The organism is Leifsonia sp. NPDC058248, from assembly GCF_042881905.1.
Classification (GTDB): Bacteria; Actinomycetota; Actinomycetes; order Actinomycetales; family Microbacteriaceae; genus Leifsonia.
Genome location: NZ_JBHVXB010000009.1, coordinates 156416 through 175863, shown reverse-complemented (window position 1 = coordinate 175863; position 19448 = coordinate 156416). Strand labels below are relative to the sequence as shown.

General features: G+C 65.2%; 20 protein-coding genes. 6 read left to right on the top strand and 14 right to left on the bottom strand.

What is annotated here, in order from left to right:
- The first annotated feature begins 31 nt into the window (after positions 1 to 31).
- Together ACFVV5_RS15655 and ACFVV5_RS15650 are read left to right on the top strand one after the other, a co-directional pair.
- Positions 32 to 1312 (top strand): MFS transporter, encoded by a 1281-nt coding sequence (locus ACFVV5_RS15655; protein WP_387245929.1) that lies wholly within the window; start codon positions 32 to 34, stop codon positions 1310 to 1312.
- A gap of 30 nt (positions 1313 to 1342) precedes the next feature.
- Positions 1343 to 2938: a hypothetical protein gene (locus ACFVV5_RS15650; RefSeq protein WP_387245927.1), complete on the top strand. Its 1596-nt coding sequence runs from the start codon at positions 1343 to 1345 to the stop codon at positions 2936 to 2938.
- 27 nt (positions 2939 to 2965) lie between these two features.
- On the opposite strand, the gene ACFVV5_RS15645 is transcribed toward ACFVV5_RS15650, so the two are convergent.
- The 4 genes from ACFVV5_RS15645 to ACFVV5_RS15630 all read right to left on the bottom strand — a co-directional run bounded on the left by ACFVV5_RS15645 (position 2966) and on the right by ACFVV5_RS15630 (position 6280).
- On the bottom strand, positions 2966 to 3451 hold the full coding sequence (locus tag ACFVV5_RS15645) for a hypothetical protein (protein ID WP_387245925.1): 486 nt from the start codon (positions 3449 to 3451) through the stop codon (positions 2966 to 2968).
- 112 nt (positions 3452 to 3563) lie between these two features.
- Positions 3564 to 4166 (bottom strand): MBL fold metallo-hydrolase, encoded by a 603-nt coding sequence (locus ACFVV5_RS15640; protein WP_387245923.1) that lies wholly within the window; start codon positions 4164 to 4166, stop codon positions 3564 to 3566.
- A gap of 391 nt (positions 4167 to 4557) precedes the next feature.
- Positions 4558 to 5736, bottom strand: a complete 1179-nt coding sequence (locus ACFVV5_RS15635; RefSeq protein ID WP_387245921.1) for a zinc-dependent alcohol dehydrogenase family protein — start codon at positions 5734 to 5736, stop codon at positions 4558 to 4560.
- Between the two features lie 70 nt (positions 5737 to 5806).
- Positions 5807 to 6280, bottom strand: coding sequence for a pyridoxamine 5'-phosphate oxidase family protein (locus tag ACFVV5_RS15630; protein ID WP_387245919.1), 474 nt, complete (start codon positions 6278 to 6280; stop codon positions 5807 to 5809).
- Positions 6281 to 6477: 197 nt separating this feature from the next.
- Here ACFVV5_RS15630 and ACFVV5_RS15625 point away from each other — a divergent pair, with 197 nt between their 5' ends.
- The 4 genes from ACFVV5_RS15625 (at position 6478) to ACFVV5_RS15610 (ending at position 11053) form a co-directional block, all read left to right on the top strand.
- Positions 6478 to 7701, top strand: coding sequence for an NAD(P) transhydrogenase subunit alpha (locus ACFVV5_RS15625; RefSeq protein ID WP_387245917.1), 1224 nt, complete (start codon positions 6478 to 6480; stop codon positions 7699 to 7701).
- A complete protein-coding gene (locus ACFVV5_RS15620) occupies positions 7698 to 8027 on the top strand; it encodes an NAD(P) transhydrogenase subunit alpha (RefSeq protein WP_387245915.1) in 330 nt (109 codons plus the stop codon). Before ACFVV5_RS15625 ends, ACFVV5_RS15620 begins: the two co-directional genes overlap by 4 nt.
- A complete protein-coding gene (locus ACFVV5_RS15615) occupies positions 8024 to 9439 on the top strand; it encodes an NAD(P)(+) transhydrogenase (Re/Si-specific) subunit beta (RefSeq protein WP_387245913.1) in 1416 nt (471 codons plus the stop codon). The genes ACFVV5_RS15620 and ACFVV5_RS15615 overlap by 4 nt, the downstream gene beginning before the upstream one ends.
- 567 nt (positions 9440 to 10006) lie before the next feature.
- Positions 10007 to 11053 carry an IS110 family transposase gene (locus ACFVV5_RS15610; RefSeq protein WP_387245911.1) on the top strand — a complete coding sequence of 349 codons (1047 nt, stop codon included), beginning with the start codon at positions 10007 to 10009 and terminating at the stop codon, positions 11051 to 11053.
- Between the two features lie 1247 nt (positions 11054 to 12300).
- On the opposite strand, the gene ACFVV5_RS15605 is transcribed toward ACFVV5_RS15610, so the two are convergent.
- The 10 genes from ACFVV5_RS15605 to ACFVV5_RS15560 form a co-directional block, all read right to left on the bottom strand.
- The gene (locus ACFVV5_RS15605; protein WP_387245909.1) at positions 12301 to 12561 is read right to left on the bottom strand and encodes a hypothetical protein; all 261 of its coding nucleotides are present in this window, start codon (positions 12559 to 12561) and stop codon (positions 12301 to 12303) included.
- A gap of 723 nt (positions 12562 to 13284) precedes the next feature.
- Complete coding sequence (locus tag ACFVV5_RS15600) at positions 13285 to 14112, bottom strand: type II CAAX prenyl endopeptidase Rce1 family protein (protein WP_387245907.1); 828 nt, start codon at positions 14110 to 14112, stop codon at positions 13285 to 13287.
- A 46-nt stretch (positions 14113 to 14158) separates the two neighbouring features.
- Entirely contained in the window at positions 14159 to 14689 is a 531-nt protein-coding gene (locus ACFVV5_RS15595) for a flavodoxin family protein (RefSeq protein WP_387245905.1), read from the bottom strand.
- Positions 14686 to 15162 (bottom strand): universal stress protein, encoded by a 477-nt coding sequence (locus ACFVV5_RS15590; protein WP_387245903.1) that lies wholly within the window; start codon positions 15160 to 15162, stop codon positions 14686 to 14688. Before ACFVV5_RS15590 ends, ACFVV5_RS15595 begins: the two co-directional genes overlap by 4 nt.
- A gap of 46 nt (positions 15163 to 15208) precedes the next feature.
- Complete coding sequence (locus tag ACFVV5_RS15585) at positions 15209 to 15643, bottom strand: universal stress protein (RefSeq protein ID WP_387245901.1); 435 nt, start codon at positions 15641 to 15643, stop codon at positions 15209 to 15211.
- A 19-nt stretch (positions 15644 to 15662) separates the two neighbouring features.
- Entirely contained in the window at positions 15663 to 16517 is an 855-nt protein-coding gene (locus ACFVV5_RS15580) for a universal stress protein (RefSeq protein ID WP_387245899.1), read from the bottom strand.
- The gene (locus ACFVV5_RS15575; protein WP_387245897.1) at positions 16514 to 17023 is read right to left on the bottom strand and encodes a universal stress protein; all 510 of its coding nucleotides are present in this window, start codon (positions 17021 to 17023) and stop codon (positions 16514 to 16516) included. Before ACFVV5_RS15575 ends, ACFVV5_RS15580 begins: the two co-directional genes overlap by 4 nt.
- A gap of 11 nt (positions 17024 to 17034) precedes the next feature.
- Complete coding sequence (locus ACFVV5_RS15570) at positions 17035 to 18069, bottom strand: NAD(P)-dependent alcohol dehydrogenase (RefSeq protein WP_387245895.1); 1035 nt, start codon at positions 18067 to 18069, stop codon at positions 17035 to 17037.
- Between the two features lie 53 nt (positions 18070 to 18122).
- The gene (locus ACFVV5_RS15565) at positions 18123 to 18542 is read right to left on the bottom strand and encodes a pyridoxamine 5'-phosphate oxidase family protein (RefSeq protein ID WP_387245893.1); all 420 of its coding nucleotides are present in this window, start codon (positions 18540 to 18542) and stop codon (positions 18123 to 18125) included.
- Positions 18529 to 19446 carry a universal stress protein gene (locus ACFVV5_RS15560; protein ID WP_387245959.1) on the bottom strand — a complete coding sequence of 306 codons (918 nt, stop codon included), beginning with the start codon at positions 19444 to 19446 and terminating at the stop codon, positions 18529 to 18531. Before ACFVV5_RS15560 ends, ACFVV5_RS15565 begins: the two co-directional genes overlap by 14 nt.
- Positions 19447 to 19448: the final 2 nt, after the last annotated feature.

Here is a 19448-nt window from a genome sequence, read left to right as displayed (position 1 = left end):
TCGGTCATCGAGGATGATGAAAGGCTTACCCATGACGATCCCCTCCGAAGAACTCGCCGAACTTGCATTCATCGAGGAGGCTGCGGGAAACGAGGATCCGCCCACCCCGATCAAGGGCGTCCGTCGCCTGCTCTGGTGGATGATTCCCGCCAACCTCGGCATCTTCATCATCTGGGGCGCGTTCCTCCAGGTTCTCCTGCCGGCACAGGTCGCCGGTCTCGACCCGGCGCACAAGGTCGCCAACTTCGCGATCGTGTCGACGGTGGGAGCCATCTTCGCCCTCTTCGCCCAGCCGATCGCGGGCCAGCTGTCCGACCGCATGCGCTCACGTCTGGGCCGCCGCGCACCTTGGATCCTCATCGGATCCCTCGTCGGCGCCCTCTCGCTCGTAGGCCTGGCCTTTGCCAACTCGTTCGTCAGCATCCTGATCGCGGCGACGCTGGTCCAGACAGCGTTCAACTTCGCCCAGGGACCGCTGAGCGCCATCATGCCTGACCGGGTTCCGGTCAAGCGCCGTGGATCGTTCGCTGCCCTGACCGGAATCGGCGTCATGGTCGGCGTGCTCGGTGGCCAGATCCTCGCTTCGATCTTCCTCGGCAGTATCGGTGCCGGCTATATCGTCCTGGCTGTCCTGTCGGTCGTCCTGCTGTCGCTGTTCGTGGTCTTCAACCCGGACTACTCGAGCAAGGAACTCGTTCTCGAGCCCTTCAAGTTCGTCGACTTCCTGAAGACGTTCTGGGTAAACCCGGTCAAGCACCCTGACTTCTTCTGGGCGTTCACCGGCCGGACGCTGCTCTACGCCGGCTACTTCACGGTCACGGGATACCAGCTCTTCATCCTCACCGACTACCTCGGCATCAAGAACCCGGCTTCGGTCATCCCGCTGCTCGGCATTGTGAGCCTCGCGGGCATCCTGATCTCGACGATCATCTCGGGTCCGCTCTCCGACAGGTTCGGCCGTCGCAAGCCGTTCATCTTCGCCTCGTCGGTGTTCGTCGCGATCGCACTGTTGATCCCGATGCTCGTCCCCACCCTGCCCGGCTGGATGCTCATGACCTTCATCTCGGGCTTCGGCTTCGGCATGTTCCAGGCGGTCGACACCGCCCTGATGAGCCAGGTTCTGCCGTCGGCCAAGTCGTTCGCTAAGGACCTCGGCGTCGTCAACATCGCGGCGACGCTGCCTCAGGCACTGGCGCCGGCCATCGCCGGTGCGGTCGTGCTCGGCTTCGGCTACATCGGCCTGTTCCCGATCGGCATCGTGCTGAGCATCCTCGGCGCGTTCGCCGTGGTGCCGATCAAGGCATCCCGCTAATACCACTTCACGGCAACACCATCCGGTGGCGTGGTCGATTCGGCTACGCCACCGGATGAATGGAAAGAGAAGATGAGCACCACGCAGGTTCCCGACGGCACCCTCACCGCATCCATCAATCCGTTTCTTCCGGCGACCGAGTACATCCCCGACGGGGAGCCGCACGTCTTCGGGGACCGGGTGTACGTTTACGGCTCCCACGATCTCGCCGACGGCACCGCAGTCATGTGCGCTGGCGACTACGTCTGCTACTCGGCAGCGCTGACCGACCTTGCCCGGTGGCGCTACGAGGGTGTGATCTTCCGGCGTGACCAGGATCCGTTCGCCCGGATGATGACCGCGCGCGGTGGCGACCGCATGGGAATGAAATCCCATCTCTTCGCGCCCGATGTCGTGGAGATCGACGGAAAGTATTACCTCTACTACGGGATCGGCCTGTCCGAGTCGGGCATCGCGATGGCGGTCGGCGATTCGCCGATCGGTCCGTTCGAGTACGTCGGTCGCGTGCGTTATCCCGAGAGCGAGAAGCCCTCCGGCTGGAGCGACGGGAAAGACGGCCTCGCTGACGGGGACATGGCGTTCTTCGGCGGCCGGGCTGCGATCAGCCGGCGCGGCGTTCGGTTCAAGGAGTACCCCTACGACCCCTCGCTTCTGCTGCACGACGGTCGACTGTTCCTCTATTTCGGTCTCCTCAACTGCTACGTCGTGGAACTCGACCTGCGCGACAAGCGCACCGTGCTGAAGAACGAGTCAGGCGGCTACGCCACCCAGGTCGTGCGCGCCAGACCGTTGAAGCTCGCGAGCGATCTGTTGCGCAAGAGCCGCGTGGACGCGCATTTCGTGAACGGTCCCTCGATCCGGGAGATCGACGGCCGGTTCGTGCTGAGCTACTACGCCCTGGGGAGCGGCGGGTTCAACGGGATGTACTACGCGATCGCGGATGCGCCCCAGGGCTCGTTCACGCCGATGGGCCCGTTGGTTTCGCTCGGCAACGCCCGGTTCCACGGCCAGCTGGCGCCCACCGATCACACCGGAAACATCCACGGCGGAATGTTCTCCGTCGACGGCCAGTGGTACCAGATCTACCACCGCCAGACGAAGGCGGGCCGCTCGGCTTGCGTCGCACCCCTGACGCGCACGGCTGACGGTGGATTCGAACAAGCGGAACACACTTCGATGGGCTTCAGTGCGCATCCCCTCGACGCGTTCTGCCGCTGGCCGGCCTACATGGCGTGCCACCTGACGAACAGCAGGGGCGTCAGCGGCAAGAACAGCCCGATCATCGACCACCGTGCTTACGGTGCTGAAGGCGAGTTCCCAGTCGTCAGCCGCCTGCGGGCGGGAGACGTCATCGGGTACAAGTACTTCGACTTCGGCGACTCGGTTGCAGGGTCCCACGTGAGCCTCGAGGTCAACCCAGCAAGCCGCGGCCGGGTGGATGTTCGACTGGACGATCCATTCCGCGGCCCGGTCGTTGCTGTTGTCGACGTCGACGGGCGGATCGGCGAGCCGGGATTGTTCAGCGCGACAATGAAGGCGATTGGCGGAGTGCATGCGGTCTATCTGGTGGCCCGTCCTGAGGGCGAGGATTTGGGCGACCTGTCGTACCTAGCATTCGGCCGGTAGAGCAGCCCGGCTGTGCCGTCCGGTCGGCTAGAAAACTGCGCACATTTTGCGCACAATCGAATAGTGGCGTGCGAGGCCGGAGGGGGTCCGCGAAGCTCGAAAACCCTCAGGAAGCGGTGCGACGCGCGGGACTGAACGAACTCGAGATGCATGGCCGTCTGGGCCAGGGCCGACAGCAGGTAGAAGCCCTTCAAGTTGGCCCAGCCCGGTCCAGGTGAGCTCGGATGCGACCTGCCAAATACTGAGATCTTCGTCGACCTGTAGGCGCGCCGCGACTTCGCGCGACCGCCGCAGGTGGTGCTCTGCCGTCGACGCACACCGCGCAGCGAGTCCGCTGAACACGTACTCGTGGCCGGGGCATACCCGGAGATCGTCGTACGCCGCGATGCGTTCGAGGGACTCGAGGTAGTCGGCGATGGGACTTGTTGCCGTCTCGCCGCCGAGACCCAGGCCCGGGTGGATGGTCGGCAGAACGTGGTCCCCGGTGAAGACCAGCCCGTCGTCGGCATCCACCAGGCAGACATGTCCCGGTGTGTGGCCGGCGTCAGGACCACCTCGATTGCTCGCCCTGGAATGTCGAGCATCTCGCCCTCCACGAGGAGAGCGTTGGCAGGTAGCTGCCTGCTCATCGCCGGTCGACTCGCCGCCATCCCGAGATGGTCGGGTGCAGGTGCGTGACGGCGATGGTGGCCACGTCGTCGATGCGCTGGCCGGATGCGGCGAGTGCGCGCTCCAGCGATGCCCAGTTTTCGTCCGATGACCAGCCGGGGTCGACGAGGTGCACGTCGCCGTGCGCATCCTCGATCAGGTAGCAGAGGCTGTATGGTATGTGGCCGCCCGGCATGGCGACCTTCAGGGCCCGGATGCCGGGTGCCAGGCTCGCGGCGGTGAGATCGAAACCACCAACGCCTCTCCGGCGTTCTCCCTTGACACATTCGCGGCGTTCGATCACCACTCTCTCGCGCTCAACGGGATCAACTGGGACATCAACGACGTCGACTTCGTCAGCCGTCCGCTCAACAAGCTCTGCGCAGCCACCGACTCCGGTCTGATGCTGTATTCGGGCACCGCCTATGGGCCGGTCCGGCTGCATCTCCGGGCGGCCACAACGGAGCCGAATGCCGACGCCGACGCCTGGGAAATACTTGTCGAGGTCCCCATCCAGACGCCGGAAGGGCGGATCGAGTTCAGTTCTCTGCTCGGTGACCCAGTGCCGGAGGTGAAACATGGCGACCTCCGGTCCCGGCAGCTACCGGGTTCGGATCGGCAACCGCGGGTACAACCTCGCATACGACGAAACGGTCGACGAGCCAGTCGAAGATATCCTCCTCCAAGTGTGGCCCGCCCCCCGTATCGAGAACCGGAGCCGAGTAGCGCCAAGCGCATCCACCTGCAGCCTCGATCGTGACAACAATTTGACAACACTCGGGCGAGAACGGGGCGTATCTGCAAAGGTCGAGGTGACCCAAAGAAGCCCGAGATTCCGCGGTTCTGCGCGAACCGATCGTGAAGTACTGGGCAGCGAATAGAGTTCGAATCCCACGCCCTCCGCACCACGATTGTTGTTCTCAGGGCCACCTTCCTGCTTATGGAATGCGCTGCGTCGCAGTTTCGATCAGCTAGTTTGAGGCCTGGCCTGCCTGGCCTGCCTGGGCGAATCGGCTGATGCCCTTGATTTCGACCTCTTCGGCGCGGTCCTGCACGGACTCTTCGGTGCCGGACGCTGAGTCCAGCAGGCGGGCGCCGTCGTGGATCAGAACCTTGAGGGCGTCGTGCTCTGCGGCGTTTCCGAATACGCTGTAGGCGTTCTCGACCTCGTCGAAGGTGAATTCGTGGGTGACGAAGGCCCGTGCAGGTATGGCCCTTTGGGCGACGAGTTTCAGTAGCATCCCGAGCGTGTTCGTGTTCACGAGCCCCATCGAGATGGTGATGTTGCTGATCCACAGGGTGTTCAACGACAGCTCGACCGGTCGGCCGTGGACGCCGACGTTGGCGACGTGTCCACCGGGCCGCACGATCTCAGTCGCCATCGTGAAGGTGCGGGGGATACCGACCGCTTCGATCGCGACATCGACGCCCGCGCCGTCGGTGTGGGCGAGCACCTGCTCCTTCCAGTCGGCGTCGGCTGAGTTGACGGTGTCCGTCGCCCCGAAGTCGGATGCGCGGCGCAGCCGAGACGCATCGACGTCGACGGCGATGATCTTCGACGGGCCATAGAGCCGCGCGGTCATGACCGCCGCGAGGCCGACCGGGCCGGAGCCGACCACGGCGACCACGTCGCCGGGCTTCACCTGCCCGTACTGCACGCCGATCTCGAAGCCTGTGGGCAGTATGTCGGACAGGAGCACGGCTTCAGGGTCACTCACGCCCTCTGGGACTCTGTAGAGAGAGTTCTCCCCGAACGGGATGCGCACATACTCCGCTTGGGTGCCGTCGATCAGGTGTCCGAGGATCCAGCCGATTCCGGCGGCGCCTTCCGGATCGAGACAGTGGCTGTACAGTCCGGCTCGGCAGTTCTCGCACCGCCCGCATGAACTGATGCACGAGACGATCACGCGGTCGCCGACCGCGAGCCGCGTCACGCCGGAGCCGACCTCAGTAATGACGCCGACCCCCTCGTGGCCGAGGATCCGGCCGGGCGCGACCTCCGGGACATCCCCCTTGAGGATGTGCAGGTCGGTACCGCAGATCGTTGTCGCCTCCATCTTCACGATGGCATCGGTCGGATGCTGGATGACCGGCATCGGCACATCCTTCCAGGTCTTGCGTCCTGGGCCTTCGTAGACGAGCGCTTTCATGAGGTGCCTTTCGGTGGAACCGTGTTGGTGGTCGGACGGCAGTGACGTTTCGATCCGTAAGTCGAGGAGGTCAGAGTTCGGGTGAGAGTGCGCCATCGTCGGAACGGCGCACAGCATGAAGGTGGTGTTCGAATTGGCGACCGGAGATCACCGTCGGGACCACCTCGACGAAGACGTACTCGCTGACCGGGTTCCACGGTGGCAGGGCATCTTCTGCGGCGCGGTTCGCGTACGTCCGGTCCTTGACGACGGCGACGCCCTTGATCGTGACACTCCAGTTGTGAAGTTCGCCCACCGAATCCACTTCGAACACGACATGCCGATTCGAGACAAGACTCTGCAGTTTGGTGCCGTCGGCCGAGCGGAAGACGACGCTCCGACCATCGGAGAAATAGTTCACGGGGAAGATCTCGGGCAGGTCCGAGATGCTCACCCCGAGTCGGCCGACTCCAGCGCCGGCGATGAGTTCCCAGCAGCGACCATCGGAGAGCTCGATGACGGGTCCTTGAGCCGACCATTCCGGCAGGTCAACAGAGCGGTTCATGCGCGATCCTCATATCTTCTGGCCGTGTGACTCGATTCCAGCGCAGCCCTACGGTGAGCGGCAGGGTCAAACGTCCCGCCTCGTGTCAGCGCTGCAGACCGACGACGGTGCGAGGCGACGATGAACGTCTGCCCAGGAACATCGGCTCGGGACCTTCGACTCTGCAACCCCCGTCATCGATGACGAACACTCAGAACATGACCTCGCCCGAAAGCGAAACTCCCGCAGACCGACTCACGATCGGTGTGCTCCGCGAGACCGCGAACCAAGAGCGGCGCGTCGCCGTCGACCCGGATGTCGTCGGGGAGTGGGCGCGAAACGGATGTCATGTGCTTGTCGAGAGCGGCGCTGGGCTTCGCGCCGGCTGGTCCGATACCGACTACGAGGCATCGGGGGGAACCGTCATTCAGCGATCCGATGTGATTGCGGACGCGGATATCCTCGCGATGGTCCGTCCCCCCGACGACGAGACCGTGGCGGCCATCAGCCAGGGTCAGCTGTTGATCGGAATGCTCGACCCCCTGCAGAACCTCGAACTGATGAGCGCACTGTGTAGGCGAGGTGCGACGGTGGCCGCGTTCGAGCTGCTGCCGCGCACGCTCAGTAGGGCGCAGTCGATGGATGCGTTGACGTCCCAGTCGTCGGCGGCCGGTTACCGTGCGGCGATCGTTTCTGCTGAAGCGTTCGGTGGGTTCTTCCCGATGATGATCACGGCGGCCGGAACGGCACGACCCGCGCGAGTGTTGGTCATCGGCGCCGGGGTGGCAGGACTTCAAGCACTCAGCACGGCACGGAGGCTCGGAGCCCTCGTGACGGGATATGACGTGCGCCCGGCTTCGCGCCAGGAGGTGGAGTCAGTCGGGGCGTCCTTCGCAACGTCGACCGTCGCCGAAGGCGCCGCCACAGGCGGCTACGCGCGGGCGATGACCAGCGATGAGCTTGCGATCCAGCAGGCCGAACTCTCGCGCCTCGTCGCCGGTTTCGACGTCGTCATCACAACGGCGAAAGTGCCCGGCCGGCGCCCCCCGATGCTCGTTCCCCAGAAAGCACTCGCCTCGCTGGCACGCGGCTCCGTCTGCGTCGACCTCGCCTGCAGTCCTCAGGGCGGAAATGTGTATGGCTCGATCGACGGAGAACGCATCACCGATCAGAACGGAATCACCGTGATAGGAAGCTCGGACCTCGCTTCAACGATTCCCGCTGCAGCATCCCGGATGTTCGCCAAGAACGTCCACGCGATGGTGGCGGCTCTGACAAGCGAAGGACGCCTCGCGATCGATTTCGACGATGAACTGCAGCGCGAAGTGCTCGTCTGTCACGACGGCGCATTCGTGAGCCCGGATGTGCAGCGAGCGTTAGGCCTCAACGATTCGGAGAACGTGCCGGACGCATCCGCGGAGGGTGTGGTGGTCGCGTCATGACCACCGAGCTCTTCACCGGAATCACCGTCTTCGTGCTTGCCCTGCTGGTGGGTTTCGAGGTGATCAGCAAGATCCCGTCGACCCTGCACACCCCGATGATGTCCGGCGCCAACGCCATCCACGGCGTCGTCATCGCTGGAGCGATCATCACCGCGGTGCTCGCCGACAGCCCGCTCGGCTACCTCCTCGCGGGCATCGCAGCGGCGTTCGCCACCGCGAACGTCGTCGGCGGGTACCTGGTGACAGACCGGATGCTCCGCATGTTCCGCACGCACCGCAATCGAGCCGACACGGCATCGAGCGACGCAAAGGATAAGACCTTGTGACCACGCTGCAGAGCGCAATCGGCTTCGCCTACCTGATCGCCGCCGTCGGGTTCGTGATCGGGCTGCACCTCATGCGGACGCCCGCGACCGCGCGCCGCGGCAACCTCATCTCGGCATCCGGGATGGCCGTCGCGGTGATCGCGACCCTGGTCGACGCGATCACCCGCTCGGGTTCCCCGACCGGGTGGATTGTGCTGGTCGTCGGCATCGCTGTCGGAAGCGCAGCGGGCATCCTGGGTGCCCGACGGGTGAAGATGACTGCCGTACCTCAACTGGTCAGCCTCTTCAACGCCGTCGGCGGTGGCGCGGCCACGGCGATCGCCCTCGCCGACCTGCTGCATGCGCCGGCAACGCATCCGCTCGCCGTCAGCCTGTCCATACCCATCGTGCTCGACATCCTCATAGGGTCGATCACCTTTTCCGGTTCGCTGCTCGCTGCAGGCAAGCTGCAGGGCACCGTACCGAGCCGGTCGATCCAGTTTCCGGGCTCCCGCATCCTCAACATCGCCGTCGCCTTGATCGCCGTCCTTGCGGGGCTCGCCACGATCCTGCTGCCCGTCGGAGTCGTCGCGGTGCTCCTCCTGCTGGTCGCCGCACTCGCGTTCGGAGCACTCATGGTGCTGCCGATCGGCGGAGCCGACGCTCCTGTCGTCGTCTCCCTCCTGAACGCCTTCACAGGACTCGCGGTCGCGATGGCCGGCTTCGTCATCGGGAACCAGGCCATGATCATCGCCGGCGCTCTTGTGGGGGCAGCGGGCACCATCCTGACCCTGCAGATGGCCAAGGCCATGAACCGGTCGGTGGTCAGCATCATCGTCGGCGGGTTCGGCGCGACAACAGCGCAGACGGCAAGCGGCCCGGCCGCTGACGCCTCAGCTGTCCGCAGCCTCAGCGCAGACGACGTAGCCATCCAGCTCGCCTACGCCCAGCACGTGATCATCGTCCCCGGATACGGACTCGCCGCCGGTCAGGCACAGCACGAAGTCGCCGAACTGGCATCGCTGCTCGAACGACACGGGGTCGATGTCAAATACGCGATCCACCCGGTCGCCGGCCGTATGCCCGGACACATGAACGTGCTGCTCGCCGAAGTGAACGTGCCATACGACGACCTGCTCCAGCTCGACGACGCCAACCGAGCATTCGACGGTTGCGATGTCGCACTCGTGGTCGGCGCGAACGACGTGATCAATCCCGCAGCACGCCGCCCAGGCAACGCCGTCTCCGGCATGCCCATCCTCGATGCCGACCGCGCGAAATCGGTGGTCGTTCTCAAACGGTCGATGTCACCCGGCTATGCCGACATCCCCAACGAACTGTTCACCGACCCGAAGACCGGCATGTTCTTCACCGACGCAAAACAAGGACTCACCCAGCTCATCGCCGCGGTGAAGGAATACGTCACATCGTGACATTCAGAGCACAAGAGAACAAAAGAACACCATGACCATCCTCCCCGAACCGCGCACCGAGCAGGTTCCCGTCGCCAGAATCGGAACCGTCTACACGCGGCCCGGGCAGCCAGGAAGCCTCGTTCGTCGGCGCCAGCTGTCTTTCCGCGGGCCGATCGTAGCTCGTTCCTGGGGCTGCCATTGCGGGCTTTCGCGGCAAATCCTCCCTCCGCTGCGCTCCGGTCGGTATTCCACGGTCCCTCCACTTACGCCCCTTCCACTCGCATCGATCTCTCCGCCGGAAAGGCAAACAAAAACTCTAATTAGACCCGGCTGGTCTCGGACTGGCTGGCCGACTGACGGTCGGCCCAGGTGGTGCGTGACTCTAAACAAAATTGGCCCGATTCGGTGCCTTGCGATCGACCCGTCCGCGCGCCTGGGCTGAACGTCGGCCTGTCTGTTCCGATGGCTTGATAGAAGGTCGTCCACGACCGGGAATCGGCTCGTGTGACTCATTAGAGTTCCGCCTCGTAACGCTCCCAGACTGACGAATCGCACTATTCGTTGAGAGCAAAGGAGAGCCGTTCGGTGACTTCCGTGGCAGCCCAATACGATCACGTGGTTGGCGTGGATACCCATGCCAGAACACATACTTACGCAGTCTTGGACGCGGGCACCGGTCGGACGGTCGACTCGTCGACGTTCCCGACCACGGCGGCCGGGATGAGCCGGGCGATGGCGTGGATGCATCGTCGCGCCCCGGGACGGCTCCTGGTCGCGATCGAAGGGGCAAGCTCTTATGGGGCGAACCTGGGACGGGCGCTGACAGCCGCGGGCATCGACGTGTGTGATGTCCGGCCACCGAAGCGCCAGGCCCGTGCCGGACGGGGCAAGTCGGACGAGATCGATGCGATCGCTGCCGCCCGAACCGCACTGGCCACCGACCTCGAACGGCTGAACACACCACACTCCGATGGGTTGCGCTCCGCGCTGCGCGTGCTCCTTACGGGCAGGCAGGCGATGGACAGCCGGCGCACCGCGGAACGGAACGCATTGACCGCGCTGCTGCGCAGCTTCGATCTCGGCATTGACGTCCGCAAACCCCTCACCGACGCCCAGCCTCGGGAGATCGCCGGGTGGCGGCACCGTTCCGCGGACGACTCGGCAACCGTCACGATCCGGCAGGAAGCACGCCGGCTCGCGACCTCGATCCAAGCCTTGACCGCCCAGCTCGAAGACAACCAAGCTGCACTTGCCAACCACGTCCACGAGCTCGCACCCGGCCTGCAAGAGATCCGAGGAGTCGACCCCGTGACCGGGGCGATCCTGATCGCGGCCTACTCGCATAAGGGACGCGTCCGAAGCGAAGCCGCGTTCGCAGCCCTCGCCGGCGCATCCCCGCTAGAAGCGTCCAGCGGCAACACCACACGGCACCGGCTGAACCGGCACGGCGACCGCCAACTGAACCGGGCACTCGATGTCATCGCCCGCGTCCGCATCAGTTGCGACCCGACCACCCGCCAATACATGGACAGACGATTGGCCGAGGGCAAGAGCCGCAGGGAGATCCGCCGCAGCCTCAAACGCTATATCGCCCGCCAACTCTTCCGACACCTCAGCGCCGTCATGAGCTGAAGCACCTGGCTACGGCCTGTTCGGCAGGCAGTGCTGACCCTCGGGGGAATGCTCACACTTCGGCGCAGCCGAGGCGGAGGCGGAGCGAATGGGCCGTCGAGTGGTTGTGTGTTCAGTGCCAACCTGCGAGATATAGGTAAAGCCAACCCGCGCCAAGGCCTAAAAAGGCGATGACGATGGCAACAGTGATCCGAGCTCCCTTGCTCGTCGTCCATTTGACCGCCAGGAAGGGGAGGGCCAAGATCAGGCCGCCTAGCGCGAGAAGAGCCCAAGTCGGGCCCACTTCTCTCTGCAAATCCCGTTCCGGCCTGAGGCATCCGAACACGCCGCACCACGTGAAGACCGACCCGACCAACAGGGCGTACCAAAAGAGGAACGCGGCTGGGACTGACCAAAGGAGATGCAGACCCTGCTTTTTCACGCGCCTTCTTCCGTTGGGATCCTTGCCTACGAGACCCCTGCTCTGAGGCCACACCTGTTTACAGGGCATTCGACAGGTCGGCCACCCCCAGAATGAGTTCCAATCCGGCTGCCGCCCCCTCATGTTCTTCAGTCGCGACGTGTCCGTGGTCTTCCCCCGTACGTCAGCACGTCCTGCCGGACCTGTCCTACGGGCCGGGGAAGCGGAGCCGCACCGAGGCGGCGCTGCCATTTGCCGGATGGAACGCCTTCCGGCGTGCTGTTGCTTTTGGTTTTCTTTCCGATCCGGCAGCCGATCATAGCGAGCTCCATCAGCTGAGTTCCCTCCGGTCGTTATTTGCAGACTCCACTCGCACGCTCGCTGCGCTTAGCAACCGCTCCCTCCGGGCACTGCGCTGCCTCCGCTCGCTCTCGATCTTTGTGCCGGAACGGCAAGAAAAACGATCAGGGCAGAACAGCACAACCGCCCCCTCTGGTCACACCGACCCGGCAAACCAATTTGACACCGACCCATAGAAGGGTCGATCGACCAGGGGGGTTAGCGATATGCGGGTATTCATCATCGACACCAGAAACATGGGCTCGGAGTTGCAAGGTGGACTGATTGGGGTGGTCGGGTCGACCAACCCGACGGCGGAGGAGAAGCGGCAGTGTGTGGACACGGTGAGCCGGTATGCGGTCGATGGGTGGGCGATCGCTGCCGACCCGCACACCCCGATCGGCCGGCTCGCCGCCCTCACCGCCGAGACAGCAGGTGTTCCCTTCCTCGCATTCAGCCGAGTCGCCGCGTACGGCGGACCTTCCCTGGCGGGACCCGCTGCTTGTCGTCAGTTCCGCGATGTCTCCTCCTTAGGTCCTTTCTTGGTTTCGCCATCGTCGGCAATCGACCCGTCTCCGGTCGTGTTGGTGATGATCTGCTCGACCTCGCTCAGGTCGTACCCCCAGGCGGCGAGCTGGGCGAAGTAGACGGTATCGGTGTGCGTGGGGTAGCGCCAGCTTTGCTTGCTGGTAACGGACTCGGAGGCGGCAAGCACGATCGCGAGGACGACGTGCCGAGCCTTGCCGGGGCTCTGCTCGACGAGGGCCATGAGTTTGTCTGCTTCGAGATGGCTGGGCGGCTCGATACCGGGCAACTGGTGGGCGAGCGTTGTCCTCGATCACGAGAGTGTGCGGGTCGTGGTGTTCGATGATCCCGGTAGGGGCGCTGAGGTCGCTCATGGTTCTTCTCCGTTCAACTGTTCTTGTTCGCCTGTCTGGCAAGGGGACCGATGGTGAGCGGGAGCGAGCGGAGTGCCGGGACCGTGGAATACCGGAGTGAGCGAAGCGAGGGAGGATATGCCGCGAAAGCCTGGAACGATAGCTGCGGGAGCGGACTACGATCGACTGGCCAGACAGACGGACACCCGTAAAAGGGGTGCCGCTTGCGGCTCCAATCAGGCCGCCCGCTTTGTGTCGCAAGCAAGCGAGTCCAGGGCTGCCTCGCTGACGGACTTGAGCGCTGACCACGGGTATGTCTCGCCGGCCAGGTTGTTCACGGGACGACGGCGGGACTCGTCAAAGGGGGAGCGAGCATCGCCCGGTTTCGTCAACTGTTTCCTATCGAAGGACGGTTGTCGGCCTCGATTTGAGATGTCGGTTTCTGATATCGGAAGCGATATTGTCGCTTGGCGCACCCTCAAACGGAACCTGGTCCGGCGATAAGTGTCGCTAGATGAAGCAGGCTGTACCTGGGCGTAACCGGGGTGGCCAGCCCGTGCCCCCGGCGGCGGGTGACTCAAATGTTTGCGGAGGTGTGTGGTCCGTGTGCCGGTTCAGCGGCGCCCTCTACGTCCGACCATGATCCCGACGACGACGAGCGCTTGGACGATGACAATCGTGCTCACGGTTGCCGGGAAGGTGGCCGGTCCGAGGTCGCTTGAGGTCAGAAGGTCGAATCCGCCGTGCCAGAGCACCACGGGGATGATGCTCCAGCGTCCAAGTCTGGCCAGCCAGCCCAGCCAGAAGGATCCGGCGACCAAAGAGACCGCCCATCCGATAGCTGCCCACCCCATCCCCTGAAATCCGGGGTTGAAGAGGAACTGTGGGGCATGCCAGAGCATCCACACGGCGGCAACCATCAACGCTGCCACGACGAAGCCGAAGCGGCTGGTGAGGGTGGGCATCAACCAGCCTCGCCATCCGGTCTCTTCGCCGATGCCGGCTGTGAGGACCCAGATCAGCAGCACCACGATCGCGGGTATCCCGGGAAGCTTCGTGGTCAACCCGAGGGACGGCAGCCGATCGAGCGAGCCGGTGGCGATCTGTTCGACGAGGATTCCGAGCCCGAGGTAGAGGACGAGCGACACGACCGCGACGATCACCGCGCGACCGATGCCGACGAATGAGAACGTACGCGTCGCCCACACACTGAGCCCGCCAGGCGGGCGCAGCACCAGGGTCGCAGCGACTGCTCCGAGGGCTGGTCCGGCCTCTCCCGCGTAGAAGTACCACGGCATGACGTTCAGCGGAGGTGCGACGACGAGCGGCAGCGCGGTGAGCCAGGTGAATCCGAACGTCACTGCGATGAAGACCGCGACCGCTCGACCGAGCCGCGGCACGGGCGAGGCCCGATCGGTCGTAGCTCGCGGGTCACTCGGCATGGCGATCATGGGAAACCACGATGTCGGTCGACCCCGGCGTACCGAATCAGAGCCGTACGCTGCCGAGCGTCGCACCGATCTGCCGTCCCCACTCTCGCGCGCGTTCCAGTTCCCCGATTTCGAGGCGGCTCTGCTTGTCGACGAGATAGCTCTCCGAGGCCGTGATGGGATTCGAACCGAGCTTGTGCAGATTCTTCTCGATCTTTGCCGCGGCGGATCCGCTGAGCAGACGAGCGATGTCGGCTCGTGTGTCGAATGCGGCGAATCGCGGGGCGACGGCGGTCACGCTCGCGAGCCACTCGCGGACGCCGAGACCTTCCGCGTTCGGCTCGAGCTGGAGATCCTTGGCAGGATCGTCGGCCCACTGGCCTGCCTCGATTCGGGACTCCGGGCGGCTCAGGCCGTGCGTGTGCGTCGGCGCGCCCACGATCAACAGGTCGGAGTCGGCTGTGGACTCGGGCGCGTCCGAGACGGGAAGGACGACGACTTCGCCGCTCGACCGGACACCGTCGGCGATCGCTTCGGCGATCTGGCGAGTATTGCCGAACATGGACTCGTAGACGACGGTCGTCTTCATTCCTTCGTCTCCGGGGGAGTGTGAATCACCAGGACGGGGCAGACAGCGTGCTCGGCGCACGCCGAACTGACGGACCCGAGGAGGAGCCCTGCGAAGCCGCCGAGGCCGCGACTGCCCACGACGAGCATCTCGGCGCCTTCGCTCTCGTTGAGGAGCTGACGTGCGGGTGAGCCTTCGCGGATCACGATCGAGTACCAGTCGGGGGCGCGGCCGCCGAATACCGTCTCGACTGCTTGCTCGGCGATACTCGTCGCGTCGCGTTCGGGAGACCAACCCGAGATCTCGTAGCCGGGCCACGACTGAGGGAAATGCCAGACGGTGACGCCGACGAGAGAGCAGTGCAACGCTTCGGCGATGTGCGCGGCACGGCGCATCGCCGACAGCGAACCCGGCGATCCGTCGAGCCCCACGACGATGCGGCCACCCGAACGGATGCGGTCTTCAGTTGCTGGGGGGGAGGCGTTATCGTTCATGAGATCTACTGTTCCTCGCCGTCAGGGACGATCATAGGGTCGAAGGTCACGCGGGCTCCCTGTCATGCACGACGAGCACAGGGCACTGGGCGTGCGCAGCGACCTGAGTGCTCACCGAGCCGAGCAGCAGGCCGGGGAATCCTCCCCGCCCCCTACTGCCGACGATGACCATTTCTGCGTTGTGACTGCGCTGGATGAGGGCCTGCGCAGCCGTACCCTCGACAAACTCCGCAGAGAACCAAGCGGGTGGCTCCTGACCGAAGACTTCGTCGATCGCACTCAGCTGCGCAGCCCGTGCGTCGTTCTCCGGTTCCCACCCGTTCACGACATAGGCGCCGAAGGTGATGGGGTAGTGCCAGGCGGTGAGCGCGACCAGTCGGCAGTGCAGGGCATCGGCGATCCGGTAACCGCGGCGCAAGGCATCGATCGACCGCCGTGAGCCGTCTACTCCAACCACGATCTCTTTCGTGCGAGCATCCATGCGCGTGCCTTTCGTCGGGTCAAATCTGGTAGTCCGCGCCGACGACGATGGTCGGGATGCGGATATTGAGGATCATCGTGTGGCTGACCGACCCGAGAAGCAAACGGGCGACCCCGTGGACGTGCCGGTTTCCGAGCACGAGCGTGGACGCGCCGATAATCACCTTGTTGAGCGCGTGGTGGGGGTCGTCGCGGATCAGGTGGGGGCGGGTGGCGAGCTCGGGGTGGCTCGCGGCGATGCTGTGGACGGCGGAGTCGAGAACGATCTGGTGCTCCCGCTCGAGCTCGACGACGAAATGGTTCTCCGGGTACAGGTCGGGAACGTCGACCATCGGCTCGAGCCAGGCGTGCACGATATGGAGTTCTTCACCCAGCCGCATGGCTTCGTTCGCGGCGACGCGTGCCGCCTTGAGCGAGACCTCCGAGCCGTCCACGCCGACGACGACCCCGGATCGCAGGCCGTCGGTGTCGGGGATGATCACCACTGCGCCGGGCGCCGAGCCCGCGAGTCGTGCTCCGAGCGACCAGCGGTAGCGGAGGCGGAGGCCGCGGCGCTGATCGGTGCCGACCGCGATCAGGTTGTCGGCTCGGGAGAACATGGACAATTGGTCGAGTGGGTTGCCTGCGACAACGTGGGTGTTCAGGTGGAGGTGCGGGTGCTCGTCGATGATGCGCTGTGCTTCGGCGTCCGTCTTCAGATGCTCCGTGGCTAAAGCCTGCTCGGTGACGATGGAACTCACCAAGGGCGTGCCCCGGTTGAGCACGTTCACCATGACGATGGTTTCGTGGGTCGCATCCGCTCGGGCGACCGCCCAGTCGAGGGCTCGCCGCGCTGCGGGCGAGCCGTCCCAGCCGACGACGATGGTTGTGGTCATGTCGGGTTCTCCTTCTTCTGCGCAGGCAGGTCGAGGGGAAGCCGGGCTGCGGACCCGACAACGACGACGACAGGACAGCGGGCGTGGGAGGCGCAGTGAAGGCTGACCGAGCCGAGGAAGGCGGAGGTCAGGCCGCCGCGACCACGGCTGCCCACAACGAGATGGGATGCGTTCCCGCTGGCTTCGACGAGGGTCTCGCCGGGATTGCCGACTTCGGCGCGGATGGAGAACCAGGCCGGCCAGTGCGCGCCGAATTCCTTGGAGGCTGCGGCATGCGCGGTCTCGAGAGCGCGGATCTTCGGTGACGCCCCCGGCTCCGGATGGTACGCGTCGTACATCGACGTCGAGTACTGCCAGACGGTAACGGCCTCGAGCCGGCGCCCGAGTGCTTGGGCGAGGACGACGGCCTCATGGAGGGCGGCCTGCGCTTCGCTTGAGCCGTCGATTCCGACCACGACGGGCTTGTTCGTGTCACCTGATGTGTTGTTGATTGGTAGCGTGCTCATGAGTGGTCCGATCACGGAACCACGACGGCGCGGCCACGGATGGTGCCCGCTTTGAGGCGCCGGTAGGCTTCAGGGCCGTCGTCCAGGCTGAAGCGTTCAACGTGGACGGTGATTGCGCCGCTGCGGGCGAGGTCGAGCACTTCCATGAGCTCGGACCTCGAACCCCAGTATGGAACCCTCACCCAGGCGCCGAACGGTGTCGAGAAGAACCCGCTCGGGAGCAGGCCGCCGCCGATGCCGACGATTTGGACGATGCCGTCGACAGCCACGGCGAGACGAGCGGTCTCGAGTGTGGCCGCCGAGCCGACGAAGTCGAAGACGACATCGGCTCCCACTCCGTGCGCCGCGTCGCGCACCGCCGCGTGCGCTGAGTCATCGGAGGCGATCGTGAGATGGGCGCCGACTTCCTTTGCCAGCGTGAGCTTGTCGGCGTCGATGTCCGCGGCGATCACCGTGGCGCTGCTGACGGCCCGGAGGATCTGGATCGCCATGTGCCCGAGGCCTCCGGCTCCGATCACGAGGGCGGTCGAACCCGGGCCGAGTTTCGCGAGGCTCGCTTTGATCGCGTGGTAGGGCGTCAGGCCAGCATCCGTGAGCGACACCGTCGCCACCGGGTCGAGGTCGCCGAGCGGGAGCAGGTGCCGTGCGTCATCGACGATGAGGTACTCGGCGATGGCGCCTGGTGCGCCCAATCCGGGAGGGGCGATGCCGAGCGCGGCCGCGTTCGTGCAGTAGTTCTCCTGCCCTTCGAGGCAGGCGTGGCAATGGCCGCAGCCCCACGGGCCGTAGACGGCGACGGCGTCGCCGACCGTCACGCCGTGTGCTCCCGAGCCGAGCTTGTTGACGATCCCGACGCCTTCGTGGCCGAGAGTGAGGGGGAGGCCGTAGATGTACTGATCTTCGGGAAGACCCATGATGAACTCGTCCGAATGGCAGAGCCCGGCAGCGGTCACCTTGATGCGGATCTGTCCGGGGCCGGGCTCGGGTGTGTCGATGTCGACGAGCTCGGGTTCGGCTCCGATCGTGCGGTATTGGAGTGCTCTCATGAGGCCATCCTGGAATGTCCGAGTCTCCGTCGACAGGGTCATTCGTCCCGTGCTCAGTAGCGGTCGGGTTCGGGCAGGCGCATGAACGTCCGGCCGCTGATCGTGGTCGGTTCGATGCGCACGTAGCGGTACTTCAGGGTGGGGATCCACGGAGTGAGCGGTACGCGGTCGGCTTCGTCGATCTCGGCTTGCGATTCGAGCTGCCGAGCCCGCCCCTTGACGACTACGCTCCACGCATTGTCGGCACTGTTGGCGTCCACCTCGAACGCGACCCTGTCGTGCACGGTGAGGGCGAGAAGCTTGGTGCCCGGGGCTGTTCGGATCAGGATGGTCGACCCGTCGGCGTAGAAGTTCACAGGGAAGATGTCGACGTCTCCGCCGACCTCTGTGGCCAGACGTCCCACAGAGGTCTCTGCCAGTCGCTGCCAGCATTCGTTCGTGTCCAGGTCGCGGACGACCTCATCGGGTGGCATGGTGCTCTCCTTCCGTCGCCGCGGAGTCCGCGACGAGATCGATGGCTTCAGTCGAGTGGAGGTTCGCGTGCACGACGAGGGTCGGCGACGTCAGGTTGAGGAGCACGTCGTAGGCGACCGATCCGAGCGTCCCCGGTTGCGCTCCGGGGCGACGAGAGTCTCCGATGACGAGCACCTCGGCGGCCCGTGCGAGCTCGTTCAACGCTGCCCCGGCGGGCCGGCGCACGACGCGGCTGCGGATCGTGGTGTCGGGGCACCGCCGTCGAGCCCGGTCCACAGCCGAAGCCAGCACATTTCGCGCCGCCTCGTCGGTGCGGGCTTGCCAGTCGCGGCGCTCATCGTCGTCGAAGCCGATGGGCATCTGCAGCGTCGAGGCTCGGACGAGGGTCAGCTCGGCATTGCGCCGGGAGGCTTCGTCGGCGGCCAGGTCGATCGCTTCCATTCCGGTGGGCGTCGGGTCGACACCCACGACGACCCCACTGCGGAACCGCACGGCCGACTCGGGAACGACAACGACGGCCCCCGCGGCGAGGGTGGCCAGTTGCAGGCTGCGAGAGCCGAAGGCCCGCCCGTAGTGGAAACCCGATTTGTGGGTGCCGACGGCCAGCAACGTCTCCCCAAACGAGAGCTGCGCCAGCTCCCACATCGGGCTGCCACGCAAGACGAGGGTCTGAACGTCGAGCGTGGGCGCCAGTCCTTGTGCATAGTGCCGCTCGCGTTCGACGAGCTCCGCCGCGTTCCTGCCGACCTCGTCGACCATCCGGGGGCTGACCGTGCCCCACTCGGTGTCGATCACGTGTGCGAGCGCGACCTCGGCGCCGGTCGCGAGCGCTTCTTCGACGCTCCACCGGACGGCGGCGCGACTCGGAACGGATCCGTCCACCCCGACGATGATCTTCTTCATGG